Origin of the sequence: Bacillus sp. FSL W7-1354, from assembly GCF_038002405.1 — a bacterium.
Classification (GTDB): domain Bacteria; phylum Bacillota; class Bacilli; order Bacillales; family Bacillaceae; genus Bacillus; species Bacillus paralicheniformis.
This window is the reverse complement of the sequence record NZ_JBBOCL010000001.1, coordinates 1415181-1440164: the sequence shown is the minus strand read 5'-3', so window position 1 is coordinate 1440164 and position 24984 is coordinate 1415181. Positions and strand designations below refer to the sequence as shown.

Here is a 24984-nt window from a genome sequence, read left to right as displayed (position 1 = left end):
CTAAAGGCCTTCTTCTCATTCTCTCCGCCTGAATAAGGAGTGAGAGATTGTTGAGTCTGCAAACCGATTTTGCCTCTTTTTCAGAGGATACTTCACACTTTAAAACAATACCGATAATTGAGAGTTTTTCCGTCGATACGCTGACGCCCGTTCAATTGGTCGAGAAGCTGCAGGAAAACATCGTGTATTTGCTGGAAAGCCAGAATGAAACCTCTGCATGGTCAAGATATTCTTTCATCGGTCTGGATCCCTTTTTGACGATCAAAGAAGAATGCGGCCGGTTTCACGCCTGCGATCAAAAGCAGAAAAAGCTTTATTCAGCTTCACAGTTAAAAGAAATTCTCGAATGGATGTCGGAGACATATTCGATCAAAGCGCCTGAGCTCGACATCCCGTTTACAGGGGGAGCGGTCGGCTATTTAAGCTATGATTTAATGCCGCTTATTGAACCGTCCGTCAAAGGGCACAGCAAAGAAACGGAGATGGAAAAATGCCTCCTGTTTGTCTGCCGGACGATGATCGCCTATGATCACGAGCTGAAAAAGCTGCATTTCATCCACTATGCAAGGCTTGAAGGCAGTGAAACAAGGGAGGAGAAACAGCGCATTTTTAAAAAGGGGAAAGAAGAGCTCAAACAGCTTACACACAGGCTGTCAGGCCGGAAAACGACGAAAGAGCTGTTTCTCCCGCAAGGACGGCACACGGCCCCCAGCTTTAAAGGGGTTCAATCAACATATGAGAAATCCCGGTTTTTGGCCGATGTCAATCGCTTGAAAGAGTACATTAAAGCGGGAGATATTTTTCAAGGCGTCCTTTCGCAAAGGTTCGATATTCCGGTGAAGGTCAGTTCTTTTGAGTTATACAGAGTGCTGAGAATGGTCAACCCGTCCCCGTACATGTACTACATGAAGCTTCCTGACCGCGATCTCGTCGGAAGCTCGCCTGAACGCCTGATCCATGTTCAAAACGGTCATCTTGAAATTCATCCGATTGCCGGCACGAGGAAAAGAGGCGGTGATCAGGCTGAAGATAAGCGGCTCGAAAAAGATCTTTTGGCTGATGAGAAAGAAAAAGCGGAGCACTACATGCTCGTCGATTTGGCGAGAAATGATATCGGCAGAGTAGCTGAGTACGGATCTGTCCAAGTGCCCGAGTTTACGAAAATCGTTTCCTTTTCACACGTCATGCACATCATTTCGATCGTAACCGGCTCGTTAAAAGCGGGCGTTCATCCGGTAGACGCTTTAATGAGCGCATTTCCGGCCGGAACTTTGACCGGCGCTCCGAAAATCCGCGCGATTCAGCTTTTAAATGAACTTGAGCCCGAACCGAGGGAAACATATGGGGGATGCATTGCTTATATCGGATTTGACGGAAATATCGATTCATGCATCACGATCCGGACGATGAGCGTGAAAAACGGAGTGGCGTCCATCCAGGCCGGAGCAGGCATCGTAGCCGACTCCGTGCCTGAAAAAGAGTGGGAAGAGACCTGCAATAAAGCGGGGGCTCTGTTAAAAACGATTCAAATCGCTGAAGAAATGTTTCTCGAAAAGGGGGAGGACGGCAATGAACGAACTGCTGAAATCATGCGTTAATGGAGGAACAATGAATGAAACCGAGGCACATAGCATCATGCGTGACATGATGACCGGCTCGCTGAGCGCCGCGGAAATTGGAGGCCTCCTGTCCGTTCTCGCCTACAGGGGAGAAACGGCTGAAGAGATTGCGGGATTTGTCAGAGCCATGCGGGAGCAGGCGCAAACAATAAACGGGCCGGAAGATGTTGTTGATACGTGCGGAACCGGAGGAGACGGAAGCTCCACCTTCAACATTTCCACAGCGGCGGCGATCATCGCTTCATCAGCCGGGGCAAAAATCGCCAAACACGGTAATCGTTCCGTTTCTTCAAAAAGCGGGAGCGCTGATGTTCTCGAATATCTCGGCGTTTCAATTCAGACGTCGCCTGAAGAAACGATTCAGAGCATTGAACGTCGCAATATGGGATTCCTCTATGCGCCAAGCTATCACTCTTCCATGAAGCACGTGGCCGGCGCAAGGAAGGATCTGGCTTTTAGAACCGTATTCAATCTGCTCGGCCCGCTCAGCAATCCAATGAAAGCCAAGCGCCAGGTGATCGGCGTCTACTCGATTGAAAAAGCAAAGCTCATGGCCCGCGCACTTGAAGCGTTTGAACCGGAACACGTATTGTTTGTATCGAGCCGGGACGGTCTTGATGAACTGTCGATCACATCGCCGACAGATGTGATTGAACTGAAAGGCGGCAAAACATACGAATACACCGTTGAGCCTGGCGATGTCGGTCTGCCGTTCGGCAGCATAAGCGACATTCAGGTGGCGACGCCTGAAGAAAGCGGCCGTCTCATCGTCGATATTTTGAAAAACCGCGCTCCGGATTCGGCTGTTCATATCGCAGCGTTTAATGCCGGAGCCGCTTTATACGTCGCAGAACAGGCACCGGGTTTAAAAGAAGGCGTTGCACTCGCTTTAGAAGCTGTTGCAAGCGGTGAGGCGCTTGATCAGCTGGAACGATTAAAACAGAAAGAGGAAGAGTTGTATGCTTAATGAAATTATTGATAGAAAACGAGAAGACATTCTGAAAATCGAACTGCCGGAAGATTTGAAGCTGCCAAAGCGGTCATTTAAAAAGGCGCTTCTTTCTCCTAACCGGTTTGTCGCTTTAATTGCGGAGGTGAAAAAAGCTTCACCGTCAAAAGGTGTGATTCAGGAAAACTTTGAGCCCGTAAAAATCGCTAAACAGTACGAACAGGCTAAAGCCGACTGTTTGTCTGTTCTGACAGATACACCTTTTTTTCAAGGGAAGAACAGTTATTTGTCAGATGTGAAACGCTCGGTTTCGCTGCCAGTACTGCGCAAGGATTTTATCATTGATTCCATTCAGGTTGAAGAAGCGGACCGCATCGGAGCGGATGCGATCCTGCTGATCGGAGAAGCGCTTGAACCGCAAAAGCTGTTTGACCTCTATCAGCAAGCTGCTGAAAAAGGTATGGATGTGCTTGTCGAAGTTCATGGCGAAGAGACGCTTGAAGGTATTTTAAATGTCTTTACACCCGAAATCATCGGCGTAAACAATCGAAATCTAAAAACCTTTGAAACATCCGTCGGGCAAACGGAGCGTATGGCAAAACTCGTTCCGTCAGGTACCGTTCTTATCAGCGAAAGCGGCATCGGACAATCGGAAGACCTCGCTTTTGTAAAAGCGTGCGGAGCCCGGGCTGTGCTAGTCGGCGAATCGTTAATGAGAGAGCCGTCACAGCTGAAGGCTGTCCATGCGTTATTCGGAGAGAACGGATGATGGAGAAACCGGGCTTAAAATATTGCGGGATTCATTCATTGGAAGATTTAAAGGTGACAGCCCGCTCGAAAGCCGATTACCTCGGATTTATTTTCGCCGAAAGCAGACGGTCGGCAGACCCGGAGGATGTGAAACGCTGGTGTGGCAAAACGGATACAGCGGGTAAAAAGCTTGTCGGCGTCTTTGTTAATGAAAATATTTGCAGAATAGCAGAAATCGTAAAAGATGCCGGTTTGGACGTGATCCAGCTTCACGGAGATGAAACAGAGGCAGACATCAAGCGGCTGAAAAGCATGACAGACTGCGAGATTTGGAAGGCGCTCCACCATGGGGATGATACCGTTCAGCGCATGGCATCTTTCGCACCTTACATCGACGGGTATGTCATCGACTCGTCTGTTAAAGGGCTCAGAGGAGGAACGGGCGTTTCGTTTTCGTGGGACAGCGTTCCGATGTATAAAGATGCAGCGCAAAGAGAAAGAAAGCGACTGTTTATCGCCGGGGGCGTGAACCCGGACACAATCGCGGATCTTTTAAAGCGGCGCCCGCCGGGAATCGACCTGGCAAGCGGAATTGAAGAAAGAGGCAGGAAAAGCGAAAAGCTGATCGGCCTTTTAGAAGAAAGGATGTTCGAACATGTATTCATATCCGAATGAACAAGGCAGGTTTGGTGATTTTGGCGGGAAATTCGTGCCGGAAACACTCATGCAGCCTTTGGAAGAAATCGAAAAAGCGTTTCTTGAACTGAAAGACGACCCCTCGTTTCAAAAGGATTATCAAAAGCTTTTAAAAGACTACTCAGGCAGGCCGACGGCTTTGACGTTCGCTGACCGGCTCACAAAGCAGCTGGGCGGAGCGAAGATTTATTTAAAAAGAGAAGATTTAAACCATACAGGCGCCCACAAAATCAACAATGCCCTCGGCCAGGCTCTGTTGGCCAAGAAAATGGGGAAAACAAAGCTCATCGCTGAAACCGGCGCAGGGCAGCACGGCGTGGCTGCGGCGACTGTCGCTGCAAAGTTCGGCTTGTCATGCATTGTCTTTATGGGTGAAGAAGATGTTGCCAGACAATCGCTGAACGTGTTCCGGATGAAGCTCTTGGGAGCGGAGGTCGTTCCGGTGTCAAGCGGAAACGGGACATTAAAAGATGCTACAAACGAGGCGATCCGTTACTGGGTTCAGCATTGCCAGGATCATTTTTACATGATCGGTTCCGTCGTCGGGCCGCACCCGTATCCTTATATCGTCCGTGAATTTCAACGGATGATCGGCGAAGAGGCGAAAGCGCAGTTTTATCAATTGGAGCAAAGCCTCCCCGATAAAGTTGTCGCCTGTGTCGGAGGCGGAAGCAATGCGATCGGGATGTTCAGCGCATTCATTGAAGAAACTGTTGAACTGATCGGAGTCGAAGCTGCGGGAAAAGGTGTCGACACCCCCCTTCACGCGGCAACGATCACAAAGGGTACAAAAGGCGTTATCCACGGTTCTTTGACCTACTTGATTCAAGACGAGTACGGACAGATCATTGAGCCTTATTCCATCTCAGCAGGCCTTGATTATCCGGGGGTCGGCCCCGAGCACGCTCATCTTCATCAAACAGGGCGCGTCACATATGAATCTGTCACTGATGATGAAGCGGTCTCGGCATTAAGGCTGCTGACAGAGACAGAAGGCATTTTGCCGGCTATTGAATCCGCCCATGCATTGGCAAAAGCATTTGACATCGCTAAAGAACTGCCGAGAGAGAAAAGTGTTCTCGTCTGCCTTTCAGGCAGGGGAGACAAAGACGTCCATACCTTGATGAAGGTGTTGGAAGAAGAGGTGAATCAAGATGTTCAATCTGAAAAAACAGCCGTCCGATAAGTTATTTGTTCCGTTTATTACAGCGGGAGACCCGCTGCCTGAAATCTCGATCGAGCTGGCGAAATCCCTTCAAGAGGCGGGGGCGTCCGCCCTTGAACTCGGGGTTCCGTATTCTGATCCGCTCGCTGACGGCCCGGTGATTCAGCGCGCGTCCAAAAGGGCGCTTGACAACGACATGAACATCGTAAAAGCGATCAGGCTTGGCGGTGAAATGAAAAAAAACGGCGTCCATATTCCGATTATTCTCTTTACGTATTATAATCCTGTGTTACAATTAGATACAGATCACTTTTTCGCTTTACTGCGACAAAATCGGCTAGACGGACTCCTTGTACCGGACCTTCCTTTTGAGGAAAGTGTATATTTGCAGCAGCAGTGTAAAAAACACGGGATTACCTATATTTCGCTGGTCGCGCCGACAAGCGAATCGCGCATTCAAAAAATAACGCAGCAAGCGGAAGGTTTTGTGTATTGCGTTTCTTCGCTCGGTGTGACAGGTGTGCGCAATGGATTCGAAGATTCTGTTTCTTCATTTATCAGGTCAGTTAAAGGAATGAGCTCCGTCCCGGTTGCCGTTGGGTTTGGGATTTCCAGCTCCAAACAAGTGGAGATGATGAATGAACTGGCGGACGGCGTTGTCGTGGGAAGCGCCCTTGTCAGAAAGATCGAAGAGCTGAAAGACGAACTCATCGCCCCTGAGACAAGGGAACAAGCCTTAAAGGCGTTTGAGGCATACGCTAAGACATTTAGCGGATCGTACATGGTAAAATGAGGTGACAGAATGTTGCAAATTAAAGAACAGTTAAAACAATTAACGCCTTACAAGCCGGGCAAACCGATTGAAGAGGTCAAAAAAGAATTCAATCTCGACCGGGTCGTCAAGCTCGCTTCCAATGAAAATCCTTACGGCTGTTCGGAAGCGGCAAAAGCAGCGCTCCAGACCGAAGTGCAGCAAATGGCTCTCTATCCTGACGGCTATAGTGCGGCATTAAGAACAAAGCTTGCCTCCCATCTCGGCGTAAACGAAACGAACATCATCCTTGGAAACGGAACGGACGAAGTCATTCAAATTATTTCCCGCTCTTTGTTGGATCCTGCATCAAACACTGTAATGGCGAATCCGACATTTTCACAATACAAGCACAATGCTGTCATCGAAGGAGCGGAAGTCAGGGAAATCGGCCTGCTTGACAACGGTTGCCACGACCTGGATGCAATGCTGGAGGCGATCGATGAACAGACGAAGGTTGTCTGGGTTTGCAGCCCGAACAATCCGACCGGAACGTATGAATCCAGCCGCAACCTGATCCGTTTTCTTGAAAAAGTCCCGGAACATGTCCTTGCTGTCGTCGATGAAGCTTATTACGAATACGTAACGGCTCAAGACTACCCTGAGACCATTCCGCTTTTGGAACGCTTTTCGAACTTGATGATTCTCAGGACGTTTTCAAAAGCTTACGGTTTAGCGTCTTTGAGGGTCGGCTACGGGATTGCCTCTGAACAGCTGATTCAGGCGGTTGAGCCGGCGAGACAGCCGTTTAATACAAACCGGCTCGGCCAGGCTGCCGCGCTTGCCGCGCTGGGCGATCAGGCATTTATCGACGATTGCGTGAGAAAAAACAATGAAGGGCTCAAACAGTACTACGATTTCTGTGATGAGCACGGGCTAAATTACTATCCTTCACAAACGAACTTTGTGCTGATCGATTTTAAACGGAATGCAGACGAACTTTTCATGGAGCTGCTGAAAAAAGGCTATATCGTCAGATCGGGGAATGCGCTCGGCTTTCCGACATTCCTTAGAATATCGGTCGGTACGAAGGAACAGAACGAAGGCTTGTTGAAAACGTTAGCCGGCATGTTGTAAGAGGTGATGATTCAGTCACCTCTTTAGTCTATTGATGAACTTAGGTGATAAAAAATGACTCAACCAAATGAAACGATTTTATTGGCCGGTTTGGGCTTAATCGGCGGTTCGATCGCCCTTGCCATCAAAAAGGAACACCCCGGCAAACGGATCATCGGGTTTGACGTGTCAGAAGAGCAGGCAAGAGCTGCACAAAAGCTTGGCGTTATTGATGCTCCGGCTGTTTCTTTTTTAGAAGGGGTGAAAGAAGCATCAACCGTTTTTTTAGCGGCGCCGGTCGAACAGACGCTTCACATGCTTGATGAACTTGCCGCTTCAGGCATCAGAAAAAAGCTGCTCATTACAGATGTCGGCAGCACGAAACAAAAGGTCGTCAGCCATGCCGAGAAAGTGCTGCCGGATGAATACAGGTTTATCGGGGGCCATCCGATGGCCGGATCGCATAAATCGGGCGTCGCAGCCGCCAAAGACTTCCTTTTCGAGAACGCGTTTTACATTTTGACGCCTTCCGGCTCCGCCGGCAAAGAAGCGGTTGCTTCCTTAAAAGATCTGCTCAAAGGAACAAATGCAAAGTTTGTGGAAATGTCTCCGGCTGAACACGACGCCGTTACAAGCGTGATCAGCCACTTTCCGCACGTCGTAGCGGCCAGTCTCGTCCACCAGACCGTCAAATTCGAAGATCATTATCCGCTCGTCAAGCGTTTTGCCGCAGGGGGCTTCCGCGATATTACGAGAATTGCCTCAAGCAGCCCGGCGATGTGGCGCGATATTCTTTTGCACAATAAAGATAAAATATTGGAACGGTTTGACGAATGGAAATTTGAGCTGGACAGAATCCAGTCTTTTATCGAAAATGAAGATGCAGACGGGCTGTTTGAATTTTTTCGGCAGGCCAAGGAATACCGCGACGGTCTGCCTTTGCGGCAAAAAGGCGCGATTCCTTCCTTTTACGATCTTTATGTCGATGTCCCCGACCATCCCGGGGTCATCTCGGAAATTACGGCGATTCTCGCTGACGAGAAAATCAGCATTACGAACATCCGGATTATTGAAACAAGGGAAGACATAAACGGTGTTCTCAGAATCAGCTTTCAATCCGATGAAGATCGAAAACGCGCCGAAAAATGCATTCAAACCCGCGCAAAATATGAAACATTTTATGCTGATTGAGGTGGAACACATGAAAAGAGGAAAAATCAGTTCACTAAAAGGAGAGCTTCATATTCCGGGAGATAAATCCATCTCTCATCGCTCTGTTATGTTCGGAGCCATAGCAGAAGGGAAAACGGTCATCAAAAACTTTTTGCCAGGAGCCGACTGCTTGAGCACGATCGCCTGCTTTCGGAAAATGGGTGTGGAAATCGAACAGAATGGCAGTGATGTCACCGTCCTCGGCAAAGGGCTCGATCAGCTGGCTGAACCTGCGGAACTCCTTGACGTGGGGAATTCCGGAACGACGATCAGGCTGATGCTCGGCATTTTGGCGGGACGCTCGTTTCACAGCACAGTCGCCGGCGATGAGAGCATCGCCAAAAGGCCGATGAAGCGTGTCACAGAACCGCTTCGAAAAATGGGAGCGAAAATCGACGGCCGCGCCGGAGGGGAATATACACCGCTCTCTGTCCGCGGCGGACATCTGGCAGCGATCGATTTTCAGTCGCCTGTTGCAAGTGCGCAAATTAAATCTGCCGTTTTGCTTGCAGGTCTGCAGGCCGAAGGCGCCACAACGGTGACGGAGCCTCATAAATCAAGAGACCATACGGAACGGATGCTGTCAATGTTCGGTGTCAGCCTTCAGGAAGATGAAACAAGCGTAACAATTGAGGGCGGGCAGCAGCTGAAAGCGGCCGAAGTCTTCGTGCCGGGTGATATTTCATCAGCTGCGTTTTTCCTGGCAGCGGCTTCCCTAGTTCCTGACAGTGAAGTCGTGCTTCGCAATGTCGGACTCAATCCGACCAGGACGGGAATCATCGATGTCTTGAAAGAAATGGGGGCCGATCTTGAAATCGAAGAAAAAAATGCCGGAAACGCCGAGCCGTACGGCGATCTCAGAATCAAAACGTCCTCTTTGAAAGCCGCTGAGATTTCGGGCGATTTGATCCCGCGCCTCATCGATGAAATACCGATCATCGCTCTTCTCGCTACACAGGCTGAAGGAACGACGGTCATCAAAGACGCGGCTGAGCTCAAAGTAAAAGAAACGAACCGAATCGATACCGTCGCCTCAGAGCTGAAAAAAATCGGTGCGAACATCGAGCCGACAGAAGACGGGATGAAGATTCACGGCAGGACGCCTCTTACAGGCGGCGCGAAAGTCTCAAGCCACGGGGACCACCGGATCGGAATGATGCTGGGAATCGCCGCCTGCATCTGCGAGCAGCCGATCGACATTTTACAGCCTGAAGCTGTGAGCGTCTCATATCCTTCGTTTTTTGAACATATTGAAAAGCTTGCAAAAAAAGCCTGAAGCCTTGTGCTCAGGCTTTTTCAGCCCGGAAAATCATGAAAGCCGGGCGTTTGATCATAAAACGAATGTCTCCCGCATAGCTTGTCTTAACAGAATCAATCTGCTTCATACAGGTGTGCGGGCAACATATTTGCCGGAAGCCGCCGCGTGAATTATGATAGTAAGTAACTCACCGCGATATGCCGGCTGATACGGCAGGCGATGAATTGACGAAAGAAAGGGACGTTTAGATTTGAATACTTCGATTCAAGAAGCCATAAAATTAGTTGAAGCAGGCCACCCGGAAAGCGGATTGAAAAAGCTTGCTGATATCGAGTCTGACCTTCATGATGAAGACAAAGCCATAGTAGCTCAGCTGTATTACGAATGGGGCATTGTCGATAAGGCTATCGCCATAGCGAATGATCTCCATGAACTGTATCCGGATGAAACGGAACTGACATGCTTTTATGCCGAACTCCTCATCGAAACCGACCAGGAAGAAAAAGCGCTCAGCGTGCTCGAAACGATTCCGGAAACAGATGAAGCGTACCCGCAGTGCCTGCTTTTAATGGCTGACCTCTATCAGATGCAGGGTCTGTTTGAAGTCAGCGAGCAAAAGCTGTTAAAGGCCCAAGCCATTTTGCCGGATGAGCCGATTATCGATTTTGCCTTGGGAGAGCTGTATTTCACTCAGGGAGCTTACGGCAAAGCGGTCCGTCAATTCAAAAAAGCGGCCGAAGAAGAAGCCGTCATCGGCGGCGTCAATGTGTACCAAAGGCTGGCGGAATCATTAAGTTCATCCGGCGCGTTTGAAGAAGCGCTTGAATGGTATGAAAAAGCCGTCAAGGAGAACCCGGAGCCCAACACACTGTTCGGGTTTGGTTTTACGGCGCTGAAAGCGGGGTATCCTAAAACTGCGATTAAACAACTGACAGAGCTGAAGGAAATGGATCCTGCTTATTCTTCACTTTACAAGCCTCTGGCAAACAGCTTTGAAGCAGAAGGGCTTTATGAAGAAGCATTTGAAACGGCAAAAGAAGGAATCCGCTTCGATGAATTCAACAAAGAGCTTTATCTTTCCGCTGCAAAAGCAGCCTTAAAAACGAAAAGGCATTCGGAAGCGAAAGAGCTGCTTCGTGAAGCGCTCGCGCTGGACCCCGGATATCTGGAAGCCGTCCATACCCTGCTTGCGCTGTTTCTTGAAGAAGAAGACGATGAGAGTATTATTGAACTTGTACAGGAAGTCCGCAAATACGGAGAGGATGATCCGAAGTTCAGCTGGCATCTGGCATCGGCATTCGCCCGGACAGAGGTGTACGACAAGGCGCGTGAGGAATATGAGAACGCATTTTTGCACTATCGGGATGACGCCGATTTCCTTTACGAATATTCAATGTTTCTGCTAGAAGAAGGACGGCGGAAAGAAGCGCTGCCTCTGCTGAAAAAACTGGCAGAGCTCGACCCGGCAAACGAGGAAGTCCAGGAGACGATTTTCAGAATCGAAGATGAAAATTCCTTTGAATAAGCAGGATATGATCGGTTTGTGTGGAATTTATAAAGTAATACACAAGATGCGATAGAGGAGGGAATAACATGCAGACCCCTGTTTCTGTCAATGAAAAAAAAGATTTTATCCGCTGGTTTCTCAACCATTATCAGCTGAAACGAAGAGAGTGTGTATGGATTCTGAATTATTTAATGAGCCATGACTCGCTGATGGAAAAAGTGCATTTTGTCGAGCAGGCCGAATTTTGTCCGAGGGGCATTATCATGTCTACCCACTGCGTTGAGGAAGTGCCTTTTCGTTTTTATAAAGAAAATGTCATGACGACCGATGCAGAAAAATCATTTCATGATATCAGGCTGAATAAGCAGCAGGATCTCTTTATCCAGCTGAACTTCCGCTCAGCCTATAATTCTCCGGAATATGCGGCGGTACTCGAAGCCAACCCCCATATTCCGAAAGACCTATATGAAAATGAAAAAGATAAAATTGTCGCTGAACAGATTTTGGAGCATTCCATTTCCACTTTTCAGAGACAAAAGCTGCTGCGGGAAATCGATGAAGCGCTTGACCGCCAAGATAAAGAGAGCTTCGAAAAACTAGCTAAACAACTGAGCCAGCTGCGATAATCCGCTGCCAATCAAGCCTTGCCGAGAGCAAGGCTTGTTCAGCTCCGGAGAAAGCGCTGTCAAAACGAGGAGGCCGGGAGCCGTGAAATGGAATACGCACGATGCGGATATTTACTTGAACGCGAAAGAATACATCGATACAGCTGTCATCCCTTTAATATCGGTTAATTTGGGAGATCAGTTTAAATCGGCCGTATCAAAAGGGGAATTTACGTCTATACTTGCAGAAGAACTTGAAAGGCAGCTGAAGGGCAGAATCTATTTGTTTCCGCCCTGTACATATTTAGATGCGAATGAAAAATCGGCGCAGCATGTCGCCGATTTAAAAGAAATGGCCGGAAAACATTTTCGCCACATCGTTTTTTTAACGACGGATGAACGCTGGAAGCAGGTGCTCGAAAGCGAGCAAAAGCTGCTGTGGGTGCCGGCGATTCCTCTCGAACATATGAAGGATTCGTTAAAGCAGAAGCTGCTGGAAGACCAAATTGAGCAAATATTGAACATTTTGTTACAATATTGGAACTCTTAATAAAAACACTTACATTTCCTTTGTATAATGATTTTGGGAATGTTGACCTTCCTAAAATATTGATATATTATGAGGGTGTCCTAGTTTCATGAATTTTTTTCTATTTCAGTTATATTGTAGCTGGGGACTTGAGGGGGGATATGAAGATGAGCGAAAAAAGACATCGGGTATCCAGACGTCAGTTTTTAAACTATACGCTGACCGGAGTCGGCGGCTTTATGGCGGCGGGGATGCTCATGCCTATGGTTCGCTTCGCGCTCGATCCGGTTTTAAGGCCGACTGAAGATCAGGACATGGTTCAGGTTGTCAGCGTTGATGAATTGACAAATGAACCGCAGCGCTTCGATTTTAAAATCAAACAAGTGGATGCCTGGTACGAATCGGAAGAATCGAGATCAGCGTGGGTTTTCAAAAGTGGGGACGAAATTGTAGCTTTATCACCGGTTTGTAAACATTTGGGGTGTACGGTCAACTGGAACAGCGATCCTAAAAATCCGAATAAGTTCTTTTGTCCGTGCCATTACGGACTTTATGAAAAGGATGGTACCAACGTGCCCGGAACTCCGCCGCTTGCTCCTTTGGACCGCTATGAGCAAGAGGTTAAAGACGGCTACCTTTACTTAGGGAAAGCCAAGCCGAGGAAGGATGGGTGATCATGCTAAACAAAATTTATGACTGGGTGGACGAAAGACTTGACATTACGCCGCTCTGGCGGGACATCGCCGACCATGAAGTTCCTGAACACGTGAACCCGGCTCACCATTTTTCAGCTTTCGTGTACTGCTTCGGGGGATTGACGTTTTTCGTTACGGTGATTCAGGTGCTGTCCGGCATGTTTTTGACGATGTATTACGTTCCGGATATTAAAAACGCCTGGGAATCTGTTTATTATTTGCAGAATGAAGTGGCGTTCGGACAGATTGTAAGGGGAATGCACCACTGGGGTGCAAGCTTGGTCATTGTGATGATGTTTCTTCATACGCTCAGGGTTTTCTTCCAGGGGGCCTATAAGAAGCCGAGAGAGCTGAACTGGATTGTCGGCGTTTTGATCTTCTTTGTCATGCTCGGTTTAGGTTTTACAGGCTACCTTTTGCCTTGGGATATGAAAGCTCTGTTTGCGACAAAAGTAGGTTTGCAGATTGCTGAGGCGACGCCGCTGATCGGCTCGGAAATTAAAACGCTGCTTGCCGGTCATCCGGATATTGTCGGCGCTCAGACGTTGACGCGCTTTTTTGCCATACACGTCTTTTTCCTGCCAGCCGCTCTGTTCGGACTGATGGCTGCACACTTTATCATGATTCGCAAGCAAGGAATTTCTGGGCCGCTGTAAGCGAGCGACTCAATTGAGAAGGAGGGGATGGCATGAAAAGGGGAAAAGGGATGAAGTTTGTCGGTGATTCACGGATCCCGGCGGAAAGAAAACCGAATATTCCAAAAGATTATTCCGAATTTCCAGGGAAAACGGAAGCGTTCTGGCCGAATTTCCTGTTGAAAGAATGGATGGTCGGGGCGGTTTTCCTTGTCGGTTTTCTCGTGCTGACCATCGTGCATGAGCCTCCGCTCGAGCGGATGGCAGATCCGACCGATACCGGCTACATACCTTTGCCAGACTGGTATTTTCTATTTCTTTACCAATTGCTGAAATACGAATATGCTGCCGGGCCGTATACGGTTGTCGGCGCAATTATTATCCCGACAATTGCATTCGGAGCGCTATTATTGGCACCGTTTCTTGACAGAGGCCCTGAAAGAAGGCCGTTTAAACGCCCGGTTGCCGTAGGGTTGATGCTTTTGGCAATTTCAGCGACGATTTTCTTAACATGGCAGTCCGTTGTCACCCACGACTGGGCCGCTGCTGAAGAGCAGGGTAAGATCAAGGAGGAGGCCAATATAGATACGAGTGCAGCAGGGTATAAGATTTATCAGGAGCAAGGCTGTATTTCGTGCCATGGAGACAACATGCAGGGAGGAGCGGCAGGCCCGTCTCTCGTTGACAACGGCTTGTCTCCGGAAGAGATTGCGAAAATCGCCAAGGAAGGAAAAGGCGAAATGCCTGCTGGCGTTTTTAAAGGATCTGATAAAGAGCTTAAAGAACTGTCTAAATTCATCTCCGAAACAACGGCGAAATAAAACGGTTGTCAAGTTGATGAAGGCAGGCTATACTCTTGATAGAGCTGAAGCTGACGCCAAGTCAGCCTCTCGGGCTGTCGACGATGTCGATGGCCTTTTCAATTTTGACCGCTGCTGATCGTGAACCGTACGGAAGCCGGAAAGGCCGCTGCTTCTTGGCGCACGTTTCTGCGGTCAGTCTGTGAAGCTGACTCGGCGGCGGCTTTTTTTATTTAAAGAGACTGTGAGTTGATTGCTTTGAAACTGATTTCCTACATGCTCGCTCAAAAGCCGCTGCTTCTGCTGCTTTTGATCATTAATTTCTTCGGTACGGTTTACGGGTATTACTGGTACCTTCCGCAACTGACGAATACGCCTGCGAAATTTCTGATTTTCGTTCCCGACAGCCCGACGGCGACATTGTTTTTTTTATTTGTTCTCATCGGACTTTTATTGGGAAGGAATGCTCCTCTCTTTGAGGCGCTTGCGCTTGTTACGCTCGTCAAATATGGGCTGTGGGCGGTTGTGATGAATATTCTTGTGCTTGCGGTGTCCGGAAGCCTCCATTGGACGGGCTATATGCTGATCGCGTCGCATTTCGCAATGGCTGTGCAAGGCGTGCTGTACGCCCCTCATTACCGGTTTAAAGGGTGGCATTTGGCGCTTGCGGCTGTTTGGACGCTGCATAATGATGTCATTGATTACTTGTTTGGCATGATGCCGAATTATTCAATGCTCGATCAATATATGCCGCAGATCGGCTATTTTACATTTTGGCTCAGTATCGCTTCAATCGCTTTGGCCTATTACTTGGTTTTGTCCCGGAAAGCTTTTAAGCTGTAACACGGATTCACAATCTAGGTCTAACCTTGTCCCTCTCTTCATACGCTTTAATAGAAGGAGTGGGAGGGACCGTAATGATACGAAAGGTGATCCTTTGCATGATGCTTGCGCTTGTTTTTCCTGCGGCCGGTTTAAAAGCGAAAGAATCATCGGCTTTGCAGGAATTGACGGAACTGTCAGATACGGTATTCCAGCTAACAAGGCAGTCTCAATATGAGGAAGCGGTACAAATTCTTCAATACTTTGAAAAACGGCTGAAAGCAGCGGAGAATGGGGAAACAGAGGGTATTATGACAGGTTCGGAAATCCGCCAGGTCAGTCTGGCCTACCATGATACGCTGAAAAGGCTGGAAAGCGAAGATGTCGCACAGCAGGAAAAATTTAAAGCCGCTGCCCAGTTTAGAATGCTGATGGACGCCATAGAATCTGACCATGATCCGCTGTGGAGCAGTTTGAAAAAGCCGATCATGGATTCTTTCAGCGCTTTGAAGGCCGGGATTCAGAAAGAAGACAACCTGACATTCAGGGAAAAGTGGAATCATTTTTTATCCTTGTATGATACGATTTATCCAAGCTTAACGATTGATGTTTCGCCAAAGCAGTTAAAAAGCGTCTCCAACCATATTGCGGTCGTGGAAAACGGGGGCTTTCAGCAAATGACGGAAAGCAGCAAGCTGGAAAGGCTGACGCTTTTGGAAAAAGATTTGGAAGATGTGTTTGATCAAGTAGAAGAAGATGATGCAGACCCTTCACTGTTATGGGTCATCCTGACGACAGGAAGCATTATCCTCTCGACGCTGACATATGTCGGTTTCAGAAAGTATAAAGCTGAAGAGGACAGGCGTAGAAAAAGAGAAAAAGATTGGCCGAAATAAGAAGCTCCGCTGATCGCGAGCTTCTTTTTTTTTGCTGACCTTCAATCAGCGTGTGATGGGATTTTTGTTCTCATCAAGCGTAAACCCTTCTCCCAGAACGTCGTGTACGTCGCTTACGGCTACAAAAGCGTGCGGGTCGACAGAGGTAATCACGTTTTTCAGCTGGAAAACCTCATTTTTCGGAACGACGCAGTAGAGAACGTCCCGCTCTGTTTTTGTATATGACCCCTGACCTTTTAAAACCGTGACGCCTCTTTCCATTTCTTCAATGATTTTGCGCTGGATCTGGTCGTTCTTTTCAGAGATGATGGTGGCGCCTTTTGCAGCATAACCGCCTTCCTGCATAAAATCGATGACCTTTGAGGCGACAAATACGGCAACAAGCGTGTACATCGCTTCCTTATAGGAGAGATAAAAAATAAGGGATAATGTAATGACGCAGGCGTCAAACACAAACATGGCTTTGCCCATCGGCACTTGAAAATATTTGTTGATCAGCCGCACAATAATATCGACGCCGCCCGTCGTTCCGCCATATCTGAAAATAATGCCCAATCCGGTACCGATAAAAACGCCTGCAAAAAGAGCCGCGAGCGCAAGATCGTTTTGTAGCGGCATATGAATCTGGAAACGCTGAAAAATCCATAAAAACACCGACAGACTGACTGTGCCGAGAATGGTATATGAGAAGACCGTTCTGCCGAGGAGTTTCCATCCGATGAAGAAGACCGGGATGTTCAGCACCAGATTGGATATGGAAGGATCGATGTTAAACAGGAAATAAAGCAGCAGGGTAATGCCGGTAAAACCGCCTTCCGACAAGTTGTTCTGCATATTAAAATGAACGAGTCCAAAGGAAAAAACAGCGGCGCCTGCTAAAATAAACAGGACGTTCTTCATTCTGATGTCTCCGAACATAAAAAAACTCCTTTCCTTCCATAAGCTGGCGTTAATATTATAGTGTATCCGTTTTAAAACAGCAAACCCGTCTTAAACATTTGTCAAACTTGTTTGAATTCGCTAACATGTAAGAGATGACAGGAGGTTTTGTCAGCATGACGAAAGAAAAAACGATGAAAGATATACAGCGTGAGGTTGACGAATATATCGGCCAGTTTAAAGAAGGCTATTTCAGTCCGCTTGCCATGATGGCCAGGCTGACGGAAGAGCTTGGCGAACTGGCGAGGGAAATCAACCATCATTACGGTGAAAAACCGAAGAAAAAAACCGAATCAGAAAAAAAGATCGATGAAGAAATCGGCGACGTATTGTTCGTTTTAGTTTGTCTTGCGAATTCGCTTCATATATCATTGGATGAAGCGCATGATATGGTCATGGAGAAGTTCAACACCCGTGACAAAGACCGCTGGACAAGAAAAGAAGAAGGAAAGTAGAGGAGAATCAAGATGCAAAAGGAGACCATTAAAATCGCAATAGCAGGACCGCGCGGAAGAATGGGAAGCGAAGCGGTCAAACTTGTTGAAGATACCGCACATTTTGAGCTTGTCGGTGCAATCGACCGTACATATAACCGTGAAAAGCTGTCAGACGTGATGATATCAAGTTCAGAAGCCGTCATTTACACCGATATTACCGAATGCTTTTCAGAAACGGCTCCGGACGTTCTAATTGATTTGACAACGCCGGAAATCGGCAAGCTACATACAAAAATCGCGCTGGAGCACGGCGTCCGTCCTGTTGTGGGAACGACAGGATTTTCTGAGAGTGACTTGAACGAGCTTATGGAACTGACCGACGAGAAGGGGATCGGAGCCATCATCGCGCCAAACTTCGCGCTCGGAGCCGTGTTGATGATGAAGTTTTCGCAAATGGCTGCCAACTATTTTACCGATGTCGAAATCATTGAACAGCACCATGATCAAAAGCTTGACGCACCAAGCGGAACGGCTTTGAAAACGGCGGAAATGATTTCGGCTGTTCGCGAAGCGAAAATGCAGGGGCATCCGGATGAAAAAGAAATTCTGCCGGGAGCAAGAGGAGCCGATCAAAACGGAATCCGTCTCCACAGCGTTCGTCTGCCGGGATTGATCGCCCATCAGGAAGTGATGTTCGGCGGAGACGGCCAAACCTTGAAAATCCGTCATGATTCATACAACCGCGCATCTTTTATGTCTGGTGTGAAACTGGCTGTTGAACAAGTGATGAAAATCGATCAGCTTGTCTACGGCCTTGAAAATATCATAGAGTAACAAGAAGGGGGAAATCGCTTTGAAAATCGCCTTAATTGCCCATGACCGAAAAAAACAGGACATGATTCAGCTGACGACCGCTTATAAAGATATTTTAAAAAAGCACGAGCTGTTTGCGACAGGGACGACCGGTTTAAAAATCACCGAAGCGACAGGGCTGCCCATCGTGCGTTTTCAATCGGGACCGCTTGGCGGAGACCAGCAGATCGGTGCTTTAATCGCGAAAAATGACATCGACCTTGTGATTTTTCTGAGAGACCCGCTGACGGCCCAGCCGCACGAACCTGATGTGTCAGCTCTTATCCGCTTGTCTGATGTTTATGCCATTCCGCTCGCCACCAATATGGGAACGGCGGAAATCTTGATCCGATCTGTCGAGGAAGGCGCGTTTGAATTCAGAAACATTGTCCACGGCGGGGATCGAGATGCTTGATATACTGGCTTTTGGCGCGCACAGCGATGATGTAGAAATCGGCATGGGAGGAACCATTGCCAAATATACTGAAAAAGGCTTTCAAATTGGCATCTGCGATTTAACCCAGGCTGAACTGTCTTCAAACGGAACAGTCGAAACGAGAAAAAGCGAAGCGGCGCAGGCGGCCGACATTCTCGGCGCCAGCGCGCGGATTTCCCTCACGCTGCCGGACAGGGGGCTGTTTCCCAGCCAGGAGGCGATCAGGGAAGCGGTTGCCGTCATTCGAAAACATAAGCCGAAGCTTGTCTTTGTCCCTTATCCGAAGGACCGGCATCCCGATCACGGGCACGCAGCGGAAATCGTCGAAGAAGCGGTCTTTTCCGCTGGAATACATAAATACGAAGATGCAGAAAAACAGCCGGCCCATAAAGTCCAAAACGTGTACTACTATATGATCAACGGTTTTCACAAACCTGAATTTGTCATCGACATTTCCGAAACGATCAATCAAAAAAAGAAAAGCCTTGCTGCTTATCAGAGCCAGTTCACCCGTTCCCGGCAGTCGGTTGAAACACCGCTGACGAACGGATATATTGAAACGGTCGAAGCAAGGGAAAAGCTTTTGGGAAAAGAGGTCGGCGTCGCATACGCGGAAGGGTTTTTTTCAAAGCGGACTCTTCTGTTAAACAACGATTTATTTGGGGGCGGATGATGAAACAGTTAAAAATCGGAATCACATGTTATCCGAGTGTCGGAGGATCAGGAATTATCGCTACCGAACTCGGCAAGCTCCTTGCGGAAAAAGGACATGAAATTCATTTTATTACATCAAGTGTTCCGTACAGGCTCAATAAAGTGTATTCCAACATCTATTTTCACGAAGTCGAAGTCAATCAATATGCCGTGTTTAAGCACCCGCCGTATGATTTGGCTTTGGCCAGCAAAATGGCGGAGGTGGCGAAGCGGGAACAGCTTGATGTTCTGCATGCCCACTACGCGGTGCCTCACGCGATTTCCGCTTTTTTAGCGAAGCAAATGCTGAACGGAAACATTAAAACGGTCACAACGCTGCACGGCACAGATATAACCGTTCTCGGCTATGATCCGTCTTTAAAAGATCTGATCAAGTTTGCGATCGAGTCGTCTGACCGCGTAACAGCGGTTTCTTCAGCTCTTGCCGCGCAAACGTACGATTTGATCAAACCGAACAAAAAAATCGAAACGATCTATAATTTTGTGGATGAGCGCGTGTATTTAAAAAAGCAGGAGCATCATTCGCTGAAAGAGCAGTACGGCATCGCCCCTGATGAAAAAGTGATCATCCACGTATCCAATTTCAGACAGGTGAAGCGCGTGCAGGACGTCATCCATGTCTTCAGCAGCATTGTCAAACGAATGAAGTCGAAGCTGATTCTCGTCGGCGACGGGCCGGAGATGACCGTGATCTGCCAGCTTGTCAGACAGCTCGGACTAAAAGATGATGTTCTTTTCCTGGGCAAACAGGACAGCGTAGAAGAGCTTTACGCCATCAGCGATTTAAAGCTACTTTTGTCCGAGAAGGAAAGCTTCGGTTTAGTGCTGCTGGAGGCGATGGCCTGCGGCGTTCCGTGCATCGGCACCAATATCGGAGGGATTCCCGAGGTGATCAAAAACGGTAAATCCGGTTACTTGGTCGATGTAGGAGATATTGAAGGCGCAGCTCGTAAAGCGCTCCATTTGCTGACTGATGAAAGCCTGCAGCGCCAGTTTGCGGAAGCGGCGCTAGAAAGCATCAAGGAGCGCTTTTCTTCCAGTAAAATCATCGCGCAATATGAAGAAATTTATCAACAATTAACAGACGGGGAGTGTGACAATGGAGGATCTCTTTTTGAAGGCTCTTCCTCTCCTTCGTGAGCTGAAAAAACACGGCCGGCAGGCCTACTTTGTAGGCGGATCTGTCAGGGATGCCCAAATGAACCGTGATGTCGGTGATATTGACATCGCTACAGATGCATCCCCGGAAGAAATTGAAGCCATTTTTCCGAAAACCGTTGATGTCGGAAAGGAACACGGAACCATCATCGTCCTCTTTGAAGGAGAATCCTATGAGGTGACGACCTTTCGCGCAGAGCTTGAGTACGAGGATTACAGAAGGCCGAGCGGCGTTCAATTTATCAAATCGCTGAAAGAAGACCTGAAGAGGCGGGACTTGACGATTAATGCTATGGCGATGGATGAACAGGGGAGACTGATCGACTATTTCGGCGGACTCCGCGACATACGGGAAAAATTGATTCAAACGGTCGGCGACCCGGCGGAGCGTTTTCACGAAGATGCGCTACGCATGCTGCGGGCGCTCCGTTTTATGAGTCAGCTCGAGTTTGAGCTTTCTCCAAATACAAAAAAAGCGATTTGCGAAAACCGTCTGCTCTTGGCTCATATTTCTACAGAGCGGAAAACGGTTGAATTCGAAAAGCTTTTAAAAGGAAAAGCGGCGGACAGGGCTTTGGAAGCGGCGGCTGAAACAGGGCTTTACAAGGAGCTTCCGGGGCTGGACGGCAAAAAGGAGCGCGTTCTGGCTGCCCGTGCTTTTCCTTTTTACCAACTTCAAAAAAGAGCGGATATATGGGCGGCTTTCATTCACATGATATCACTCGATTCCGCTGAGGCTCACCGGTTTTTAAAAGGGTGGAAGCTTCCGGGGAAAGTCATAAAACAGGCGCTCCTGACGGCTGAACGAATCGATCAAAAATGGGATGCCGTCTCGATGTATGAGGCGGGGGAAGATACGCTGCTGTCCGCTTCCGCCATCCGCAGCTTAAGGGACAAGCAGGCAATCGATGAAAAGCGGCTGGCTGAAATCAGACAGTCGTACCGCGCGCTTCCGATTAAAAGCCTGAAAGACCTGGCGGTGTCTGGAAGCGATTTGTTGAATTTCAGAAAGAAGCCGGCCGGGAAATGGGTGTCCGATGATTTGAAACGGATTGAGCGGGCCGTGTTAAACGGGGAGCTTGCCAATCAAAAAAAAGCCATAGAGGAGTGGCTGGATTCATGCAGTCAAATTTAAGAAAGAAACTCATTCAATTGTTTACAGAGGCCGACGGCGAATTCATTTCAGGCCAGAAAATCAGCGAAGAGCTCGGATGCTCAAGGACCGCCGTTTGGAAGCATATCGAAGATCTGAGAAAATCGGGATATGAACTTGAAGCGGTCCGAAAGCTCGGCTATAAAATGATAAAAAAACCTGACAAAATCACCGAAGATGAAATCAGGCTCGGGTTAAAAACGAAAAAAATGGGACAGACCATCCATTTTCAGGATGTCGTCTCATCAACTCAAAAAATCGCCCATGAGCTAGCAAACAACGGTGCGCCGGAAGGAACGATCATCGTTGCCGACAAGCAGACCGAAGGAAGGGGAAGAATGGCGAGAGCATGGCATTCCCCAGAAGGAAACGGCATTTGGATGAGCATCATTTTAAGACCTGAAATGCCCGTGCAAAAAACGCCGCAGCTGACGCTTTTAGCCGCAGTCGCGATCGTTCAGGCAGTCGAAGAGCAAACCGGCATCGCAGCTGAAATCAAATGGCCGAACGATATTTTGATCAACCGCAAAAAAGTCGTCGGGATCTTAACCGAACTGCAGGCGGAAGCCGATCAGGTTCATTCTGTCATCGTCGGAATGGGGATCAACGTCAATCAGCTTGCTGGCGACTTTCCGGAAGAATTAAAAGAAACAGCGACAAGCCTTCGTCTCGCAAGCGGTGAAAAAATCGACAGAGCCGCTTTGATTCAAACGATAATGGCGACATTTGAAAAAAGGTATGAAGACTATCTCGCCTACGGTTTCGAGCCGATCAAGCTTTTATGGGAGAGCTACGCTTTGAGCCTGAACCGTGAATTGACGGCCAGGACGCTGAACGGAACGTTTCACGGCAAAGCGCTGGGAATAGACGAAGAAGGCGTCTTGATCCTGGAAACGAGTGACGGCATCAAAAAAATATACTCCGCCGATATCGATATAAATCCGTCATAGTTGGAAGGATCCATGCGTTTTTGGTATACTTCGGATGGGCAGTATCCTGTAGGAACTGCACCTGGAAAACATGCAACTGATAAAAAACAGTCTGCCTTGATCCAAAAAGGACTGGGACAGAGGGATGATTCTTGCCGAACACGGACGATTCGAAATCCTTCTTCTTGCCGGAAGGTTTTTTTGCTGTCCGAAAAGATGCTCATGCAAGCACGGCAGCTCATCTCCTCTGAAAAAGAGGAGGAGAAAACATGAAGACAAAGATTGATTTTCTAAAAATGAAACAAGAGGGAGAGCCGATCGTCATGCTGACAGCCTACGATTACCCGGCGGCAAAGCTTGCCGAACAGGCCGGCGTCGATATGATTCTTGTCGGCGATTCGCTCGGCATGGTTGTGCTCGGCCTTGATTCGACCGTATCTGTGACGGTCGCTGATATGATCCACCATACAAAAGCCGTAAAACGCGGGGCAAAAGATACGTTTGTGGTGACGGATATGCCGTTTATGTCTTATCACTGCTCTTTGGAAAGCGCTCTGAATAATGCCGCGGCGATCGTTCAGGAAAGCGGAGCCGATGCTTTGAAGCTTGAAGGCGGCGACGGTGTATTTGAGACGATCACGGCTTTAACACGCGGCGGAATACCTGTTGTCAGCCATTTAGGCTTGACTCCTCAATCCGTCGGTGTCTTGGGAGGCTATAAAGTTCAGGGGAAAGATGAAGAAAGCGCCCGCAAGCTGATTGAAGACAGCAGGCGCTGTGAAGAAGCAGGCGCAATTGCGCTCGTTCTCGAATGCGTCCCGGCAGCGCTCGCTGAACAGATTTCAAAGGAGCTCACGATTCCTGTCATCGGCATTGGAGCAGGCCCTGGTACAGACGGACAAGTTCTCGTTTACCACGATGTTGTCGGACACGGAGTAAGCCGGACGCCTAAATTTGTAAAACAGTATGTGCAAATCGATCAGCCGCTTGAACAAGCGCTTCGAGGATATGTTGAGGATGTCAGAAGCCGCGTGTTTCCTGAAGATGCTCATTCATTCCGTATCGATCAGCAAGTTCTTGAAGGATTATACGGAGGGAAATAAGCATGATTCAGATCCATACAGCAAAAGATATACAAAATGTAACGAAAAATTATCGCAAAGAAGGCAAAACGATCGGTTTTGTGCCGACAATGGGCTTCCTTCATGAAGGCCATATGTCGCTTGTGGAAAAAGCGCGAAAAGACAATGATATTGTCGTGATGAGCATTTTTGTCAATCCTATGCAGTTCGGTCCGGGTGAAGACTATGAAGCGTACCCGAGAGATATCGAAAGGGACCGGCAGCTTGCGGCTGACGGAGGAGTGGACATCTTGTTCACTCCTGAGCCTGAAGAAATGTACGGTCAGGAGCCGACGGTTACCGCAAGCGTGAAAAAGCGGACGGACGTCCTTTGCGGCCGTTCAAGGGAAGGTCATTTCGACGGTGTCGCAACAGTGCTCACAAAGCTGTTCAATCTCACCTTTCCGACAAGGGTTTATTTTGGCATGAAAGATGCGCAGCAGGTTGCCGTTGTCGACGGGCTGATCAACGACTTTTTCATGGATATTGAGCTGATCCCGGTTGAAACAAAACGGGAAGAAGACGGGCTTGCCAAAAGCTCAAGAAATGTCAACCTGCGAGCAGAAGAACGGCAGGAAGCACCCGCTCTCTATCAAGCCCTTCAGCGCGGCGCCGAGCTGATCCGCGATGGAGAGAGGGATGCGGAAGCTGTTAAGCGAGAGGTTCGGAGCATTCTTGAAAAAACGAGCGGTGTCATCGATTATGCGGATATTTATTCATATCCCGATCTGGAGATCAGGGAGCCATTGACTGGAAAAGTCATCATAGCGGTTGCCGTTCAGTTTTCCAAAGCCCGCTTAATTGATAATATCATCGTCGATATCCCGGCAGATCAAAAGGAGGATTTATGATGTACCGTACGTTAATGAGCGCAAAACTTCACAGAGCAAGAGTGACGGAAGCCAATTTGAACTACGTCGGCAGCGTGACAATTGATGAAGATTTGCTGGATGCCGTCGGAATGATGGCAAATGAAAAAGTGCAAATTGTGAATAATAATAACGGGGCCCGGCTGGAAACGTACATCATTCCCGGTGAAAGGGGGAGCGGCGTCGTTTGTTTAAACGGAGCTGCCGCCCGCCTTGTTCAAGTGGGAGATGTCGTCATCATCGTTTCTTATGCCATGATGTCTGAAGAGGAAGCAAAGACCCATAAGCCGAAGGTTGCCGTTTTGAACGAGAGAAACGAAATCGAGGAAATGCTGGGTCAGGAGCCCGCCCGTACCATTCTGTAGCCCCCT

The 24984-nt window shown here is 48.3% G+C and carries 29 protein-coding genes; 28 read left to right on the top strand and 1 reads right to left on the bottom strand.

The annotated features are described in order from the left end of the window. Positions 1-50 precede the first annotated feature (50 nt). The 18 genes from trpE (at position 51) to ypjB (ending at position 16005) form a co-directional block, all read left to right on the top strand. Positions 51-1598: an anthranilate synthase component I gene (gene trpE / locus MKZ04_RS07355; protein WP_065643800.1), complete on the top strand. Its 1548-nt coding sequence runs from the start codon at positions 51-53 to the stop codon at positions 1596-1598. Then, a complete protein-coding gene (gene trpD, locus MKZ04_RS07350; RefSeq protein ID WP_020451953.1) occupies positions 1570-2586 on the top strand; it encodes an anthranilate phosphoribosyltransferase in 1017 nt (338 codons plus the stop codon). The genes trpE and trpD overlap by 29 nt, the downstream gene beginning before the upstream one ends. Further along, positions 2579-3337, top strand: a complete 759-nt coding sequence (gene trpC / locus MKZ04_RS07345) for an indole-3-glycerol phosphate synthase TrpC (protein ID WP_065643801.1) — start codon at positions 2579-2581, stop codon at positions 3335-3337. The genes trpD and trpC overlap by 8 nt, the downstream gene beginning before the upstream one ends. After that, entirely contained in the window at positions 3337-3993 is a 657-nt protein-coding gene (locus tag MKZ04_RS07340) for a phosphoribosylanthranilate isomerase (RefSeq protein ID WP_025811224.1), read from the top strand. The genes trpC and MKZ04_RS07340 overlap by 1 nt, the downstream gene beginning before the upstream one ends. Beyond that, entirely contained in the window at positions 3974-5200 is a 1227-nt protein-coding gene (trpB, locus tag MKZ04_RS07335) for a tryptophan synthase subunit beta (RefSeq protein ID WP_023857444.1), read from the top strand. The genes MKZ04_RS07340 and trpB overlap by 20 nt, the downstream gene beginning before the upstream one ends. Continuing rightward, positions 5169-5972: a tryptophan synthase subunit alpha gene (gene trpA / locus MKZ04_RS07330; RefSeq protein WP_145654393.1), complete on the top strand. Its 804-nt coding sequence runs from the start codon at positions 5169-5171 to the stop codon at positions 5970-5972. The genes trpB and trpA overlap by 32 nt, the downstream gene beginning before the upstream one ends. Positions 5973-5981: 9 nt before the next feature. Beyond that, positions 5982-7067, top strand: coding sequence for a histidinol-phosphate transaminase (hisC, locus tag MKZ04_RS07325; protein ID WP_079289295.1), 1086 nt, complete (start codon positions 5982-5984; stop codon positions 7065-7067). Between the two features lie 54 nt (positions 7068-7121). Next, entirely contained in the window at positions 7122-8237 is a 1116-nt protein-coding gene (locus MKZ04_RS07320) for a prephenate dehydrogenase (RefSeq protein ID WP_025811226.1), read from the top strand. A gap of 10 nt (positions 8238-8247) precedes the next feature. Next, positions 8248-9534 carry a 3-phosphoshikimate 1-carboxyvinyltransferase gene (gene aroA, locus MKZ04_RS07315; RefSeq protein WP_026579385.1) on the top strand — a complete coding sequence of 429 codons (1287 nt, stop codon included), beginning with the start codon at positions 8248-8250 and terminating at the stop codon, positions 9532-9534. Positions 9535-9766: 232 nt separating this feature from the next. After that, positions 9767-11041: a tetratricopeptide repeat protein gene (locus MKZ04_RS07310; protein ID WP_026579386.1), complete on the top strand. Its 1275-nt coding sequence runs from the start codon at positions 9767-9769 to the stop codon at positions 11039-11041. A gap of 68 nt (positions 11042-11109) precedes the next feature. Further along, positions 11110-11649, top strand: coding sequence for a ReoY family proteolytic degradation factor (locus MKZ04_RS07305; RefSeq protein WP_020451944.1), 540 nt, complete (start codon positions 11110-11112; stop codon positions 11647-11649). 82 nt (positions 11650-11731) lie between these two features. Next, positions 11732-12178, top strand: coding sequence for a YpiF family protein (locus tag MKZ04_RS07300; RefSeq protein ID WP_026579387.1), 447 nt, complete (start codon positions 11732-11734; stop codon positions 12176-12178). Positions 12179-12324: 146 nt separating this feature from the next. Further along, positions 12325-12831, top strand: a complete 507-nt coding sequence (locus tag MKZ04_RS07295; protein WP_003182954.1) for a QcrA and Rieske domain-containing protein — start codon at positions 12325-12327, stop codon at positions 12829-12831. Between the two features lie 2 nt (positions 12832-12833). Continuing rightward, positions 12834-13508 (top strand): menaquinol-cytochrome c reductase cytochrome b subunit, encoded by a 675-nt coding sequence (gene qcrB / locus MKZ04_RS07290; protein WP_003182952.1) that lies wholly within the window; start codon positions 12834-12836, stop codon positions 13506-13508. A 32-nt stretch (positions 13509-13540) separates the two neighbouring features. After that, positions 13541-14308, top strand: coding sequence for a menaquinol-cytochrome c reductase cytochrome b/c subunit (locus MKZ04_RS07285; RefSeq protein ID WP_020451942.1), 768 nt, complete (start codon positions 13541-13543; stop codon positions 14306-14308). Positions 14309-14343: 35 nt separating this feature from the next. Then, positions 14344-14493: a hypothetical protein gene (locus MKZ04_RS07280; protein ID WP_164468298.1), complete on the top strand. Its 150-nt coding sequence runs from the start codon at positions 14344-14346 to the stop codon at positions 14491-14493. A gap of 70 nt (positions 14494-14563) precedes the next feature. Further along, a complete protein-coding gene (locus tag MKZ04_RS07275) occupies positions 14564-15130 on the top strand; it encodes a DUF1405 domain-containing protein (RefSeq protein ID WP_371268734.1) in 567 nt (188 codons plus the stop codon). A 74-nt stretch (positions 15131-15204) separates the two neighbouring features. Further along, positions 15205-16005: a sporulation protein YpjB gene (gene ypjB, locus MKZ04_RS07270; protein WP_023857434.1), complete on the top strand. Its 801-nt coding sequence runs from the start codon at positions 15205-15207 to the stop codon at positions 16003-16005. 45 nt (positions 16006-16050) lie between these two features. Here ypjB and MKZ04_RS07265 read toward each other — a convergent pair whose 3' ends face one another. Next, complete coding sequence (locus MKZ04_RS07265; RefSeq protein ID WP_023857433.1) at positions 16051-16923, bottom strand: YitT family protein; 873 nt, start codon at positions 16921-16923, stop codon at positions 16051-16053. Positions 16924-17060: 137 nt separating this feature from the next. Here MKZ04_RS07265 and MKZ04_RS07260 point away from each other — a divergent pair, with 137 nt between their 5' ends. From MKZ04_RS07260 to panD, 10 genes are all read left to right on the top strand, one after another. Beyond that, positions 17061-17399: a nucleotide pyrophosphohydrolase gene (locus MKZ04_RS07260; RefSeq protein WP_023857432.1), complete on the top strand. Its 339-nt coding sequence runs from the start codon at positions 17061-17063 to the stop codon at positions 17397-17399. Between the two features lie 12 nt (positions 17400-17411). Next, positions 17412-18215 (top strand): 4-hydroxy-tetrahydrodipicolinate reductase, encoded by an 804-nt coding sequence (gene dapB, locus MKZ04_RS07255; RefSeq protein WP_020451937.1) that lies wholly within the window; start codon positions 17412-17414, stop codon positions 18213-18215. Positions 18216-18234: 19 nt separating this feature from the next. Further along, complete coding sequence (gene mgsA, locus MKZ04_RS07250; protein WP_026579389.1) at positions 18235-18648, top strand: methylglyoxal synthase; 414 nt, start codon at positions 18235-18237, stop codon at positions 18646-18648. After that, a complete protein-coding gene (gene bshB1 / locus MKZ04_RS07245; RefSeq protein ID WP_026579390.1) occupies positions 18641-19342 on the top strand; it encodes a bacillithiol biosynthesis deacetylase BshB1 in 702 nt (233 codons plus the stop codon). Before mgsA ends, bshB1 begins: the two co-directional genes overlap by 8 nt. Continuing rightward, positions 19342-20523 (top strand): N-acetyl-alpha-D-glucosaminyl L-malate synthase BshA, encoded by a 1182-nt coding sequence (bshA, locus tag MKZ04_RS07240; RefSeq protein ID WP_023857430.1) that lies wholly within the window; start codon positions 19342-19344, stop codon positions 20521-20523. Before bshB1 ends, bshA begins: the two co-directional genes overlap by 1 nt. Continuing rightward, positions 20483-21676, top strand: a complete 1194-nt coding sequence (locus MKZ04_RS07235) for a CCA tRNA nucleotidyltransferase (protein ID WP_026579391.1) — start codon at positions 20483-20485, stop codon at positions 21674-21676. The genes bshA and MKZ04_RS07235 overlap by 41 nt, the downstream gene beginning before the upstream one ends. Beyond that, positions 21661-22644: a bifunctional biotin--[acetyl-CoA-carboxylase] synthetase/biotin operon repressor gene (locus MKZ04_RS07230; protein WP_026579392.1), complete on the top strand. Its 984-nt coding sequence runs from the start codon at positions 21661-21663 to the stop codon at positions 22642-22644. Before MKZ04_RS07235 ends, MKZ04_RS07230 begins: the two co-directional genes overlap by 16 nt. A gap of 248 nt (positions 22645-22892) precedes the next feature. Next, on the top strand, positions 22893-23726 hold the full coding sequence (gene panB, locus MKZ04_RS07225; protein WP_020451930.1) for a 3-methyl-2-oxobutanoate hydroxymethyltransferase: 834 nt from the start codon (positions 22893-22895) through the stop codon (positions 23724-23726). A 2-nt stretch (positions 23727-23728) separates the two neighbouring features. Next, on the top strand, positions 23729-24595 hold the full coding sequence (panC, locus tag MKZ04_RS07220) for a pantoate--beta-alanine ligase (protein ID WP_095291607.1): 867 nt from the start codon (positions 23729-23731) through the stop codon (positions 24593-24595). Continuing rightward, positions 24595-24978, top strand: a complete 384-nt coding sequence (gene panD, locus MKZ04_RS07215) for an aspartate 1-decarboxylase (RefSeq protein ID WP_003182918.1) — start codon at positions 24595-24597, stop codon at positions 24976-24978. The genes panC and panD overlap by 1 nt, the downstream gene beginning before the upstream one ends. Positions 24979-24984: the final 6 nt, after the last annotated feature.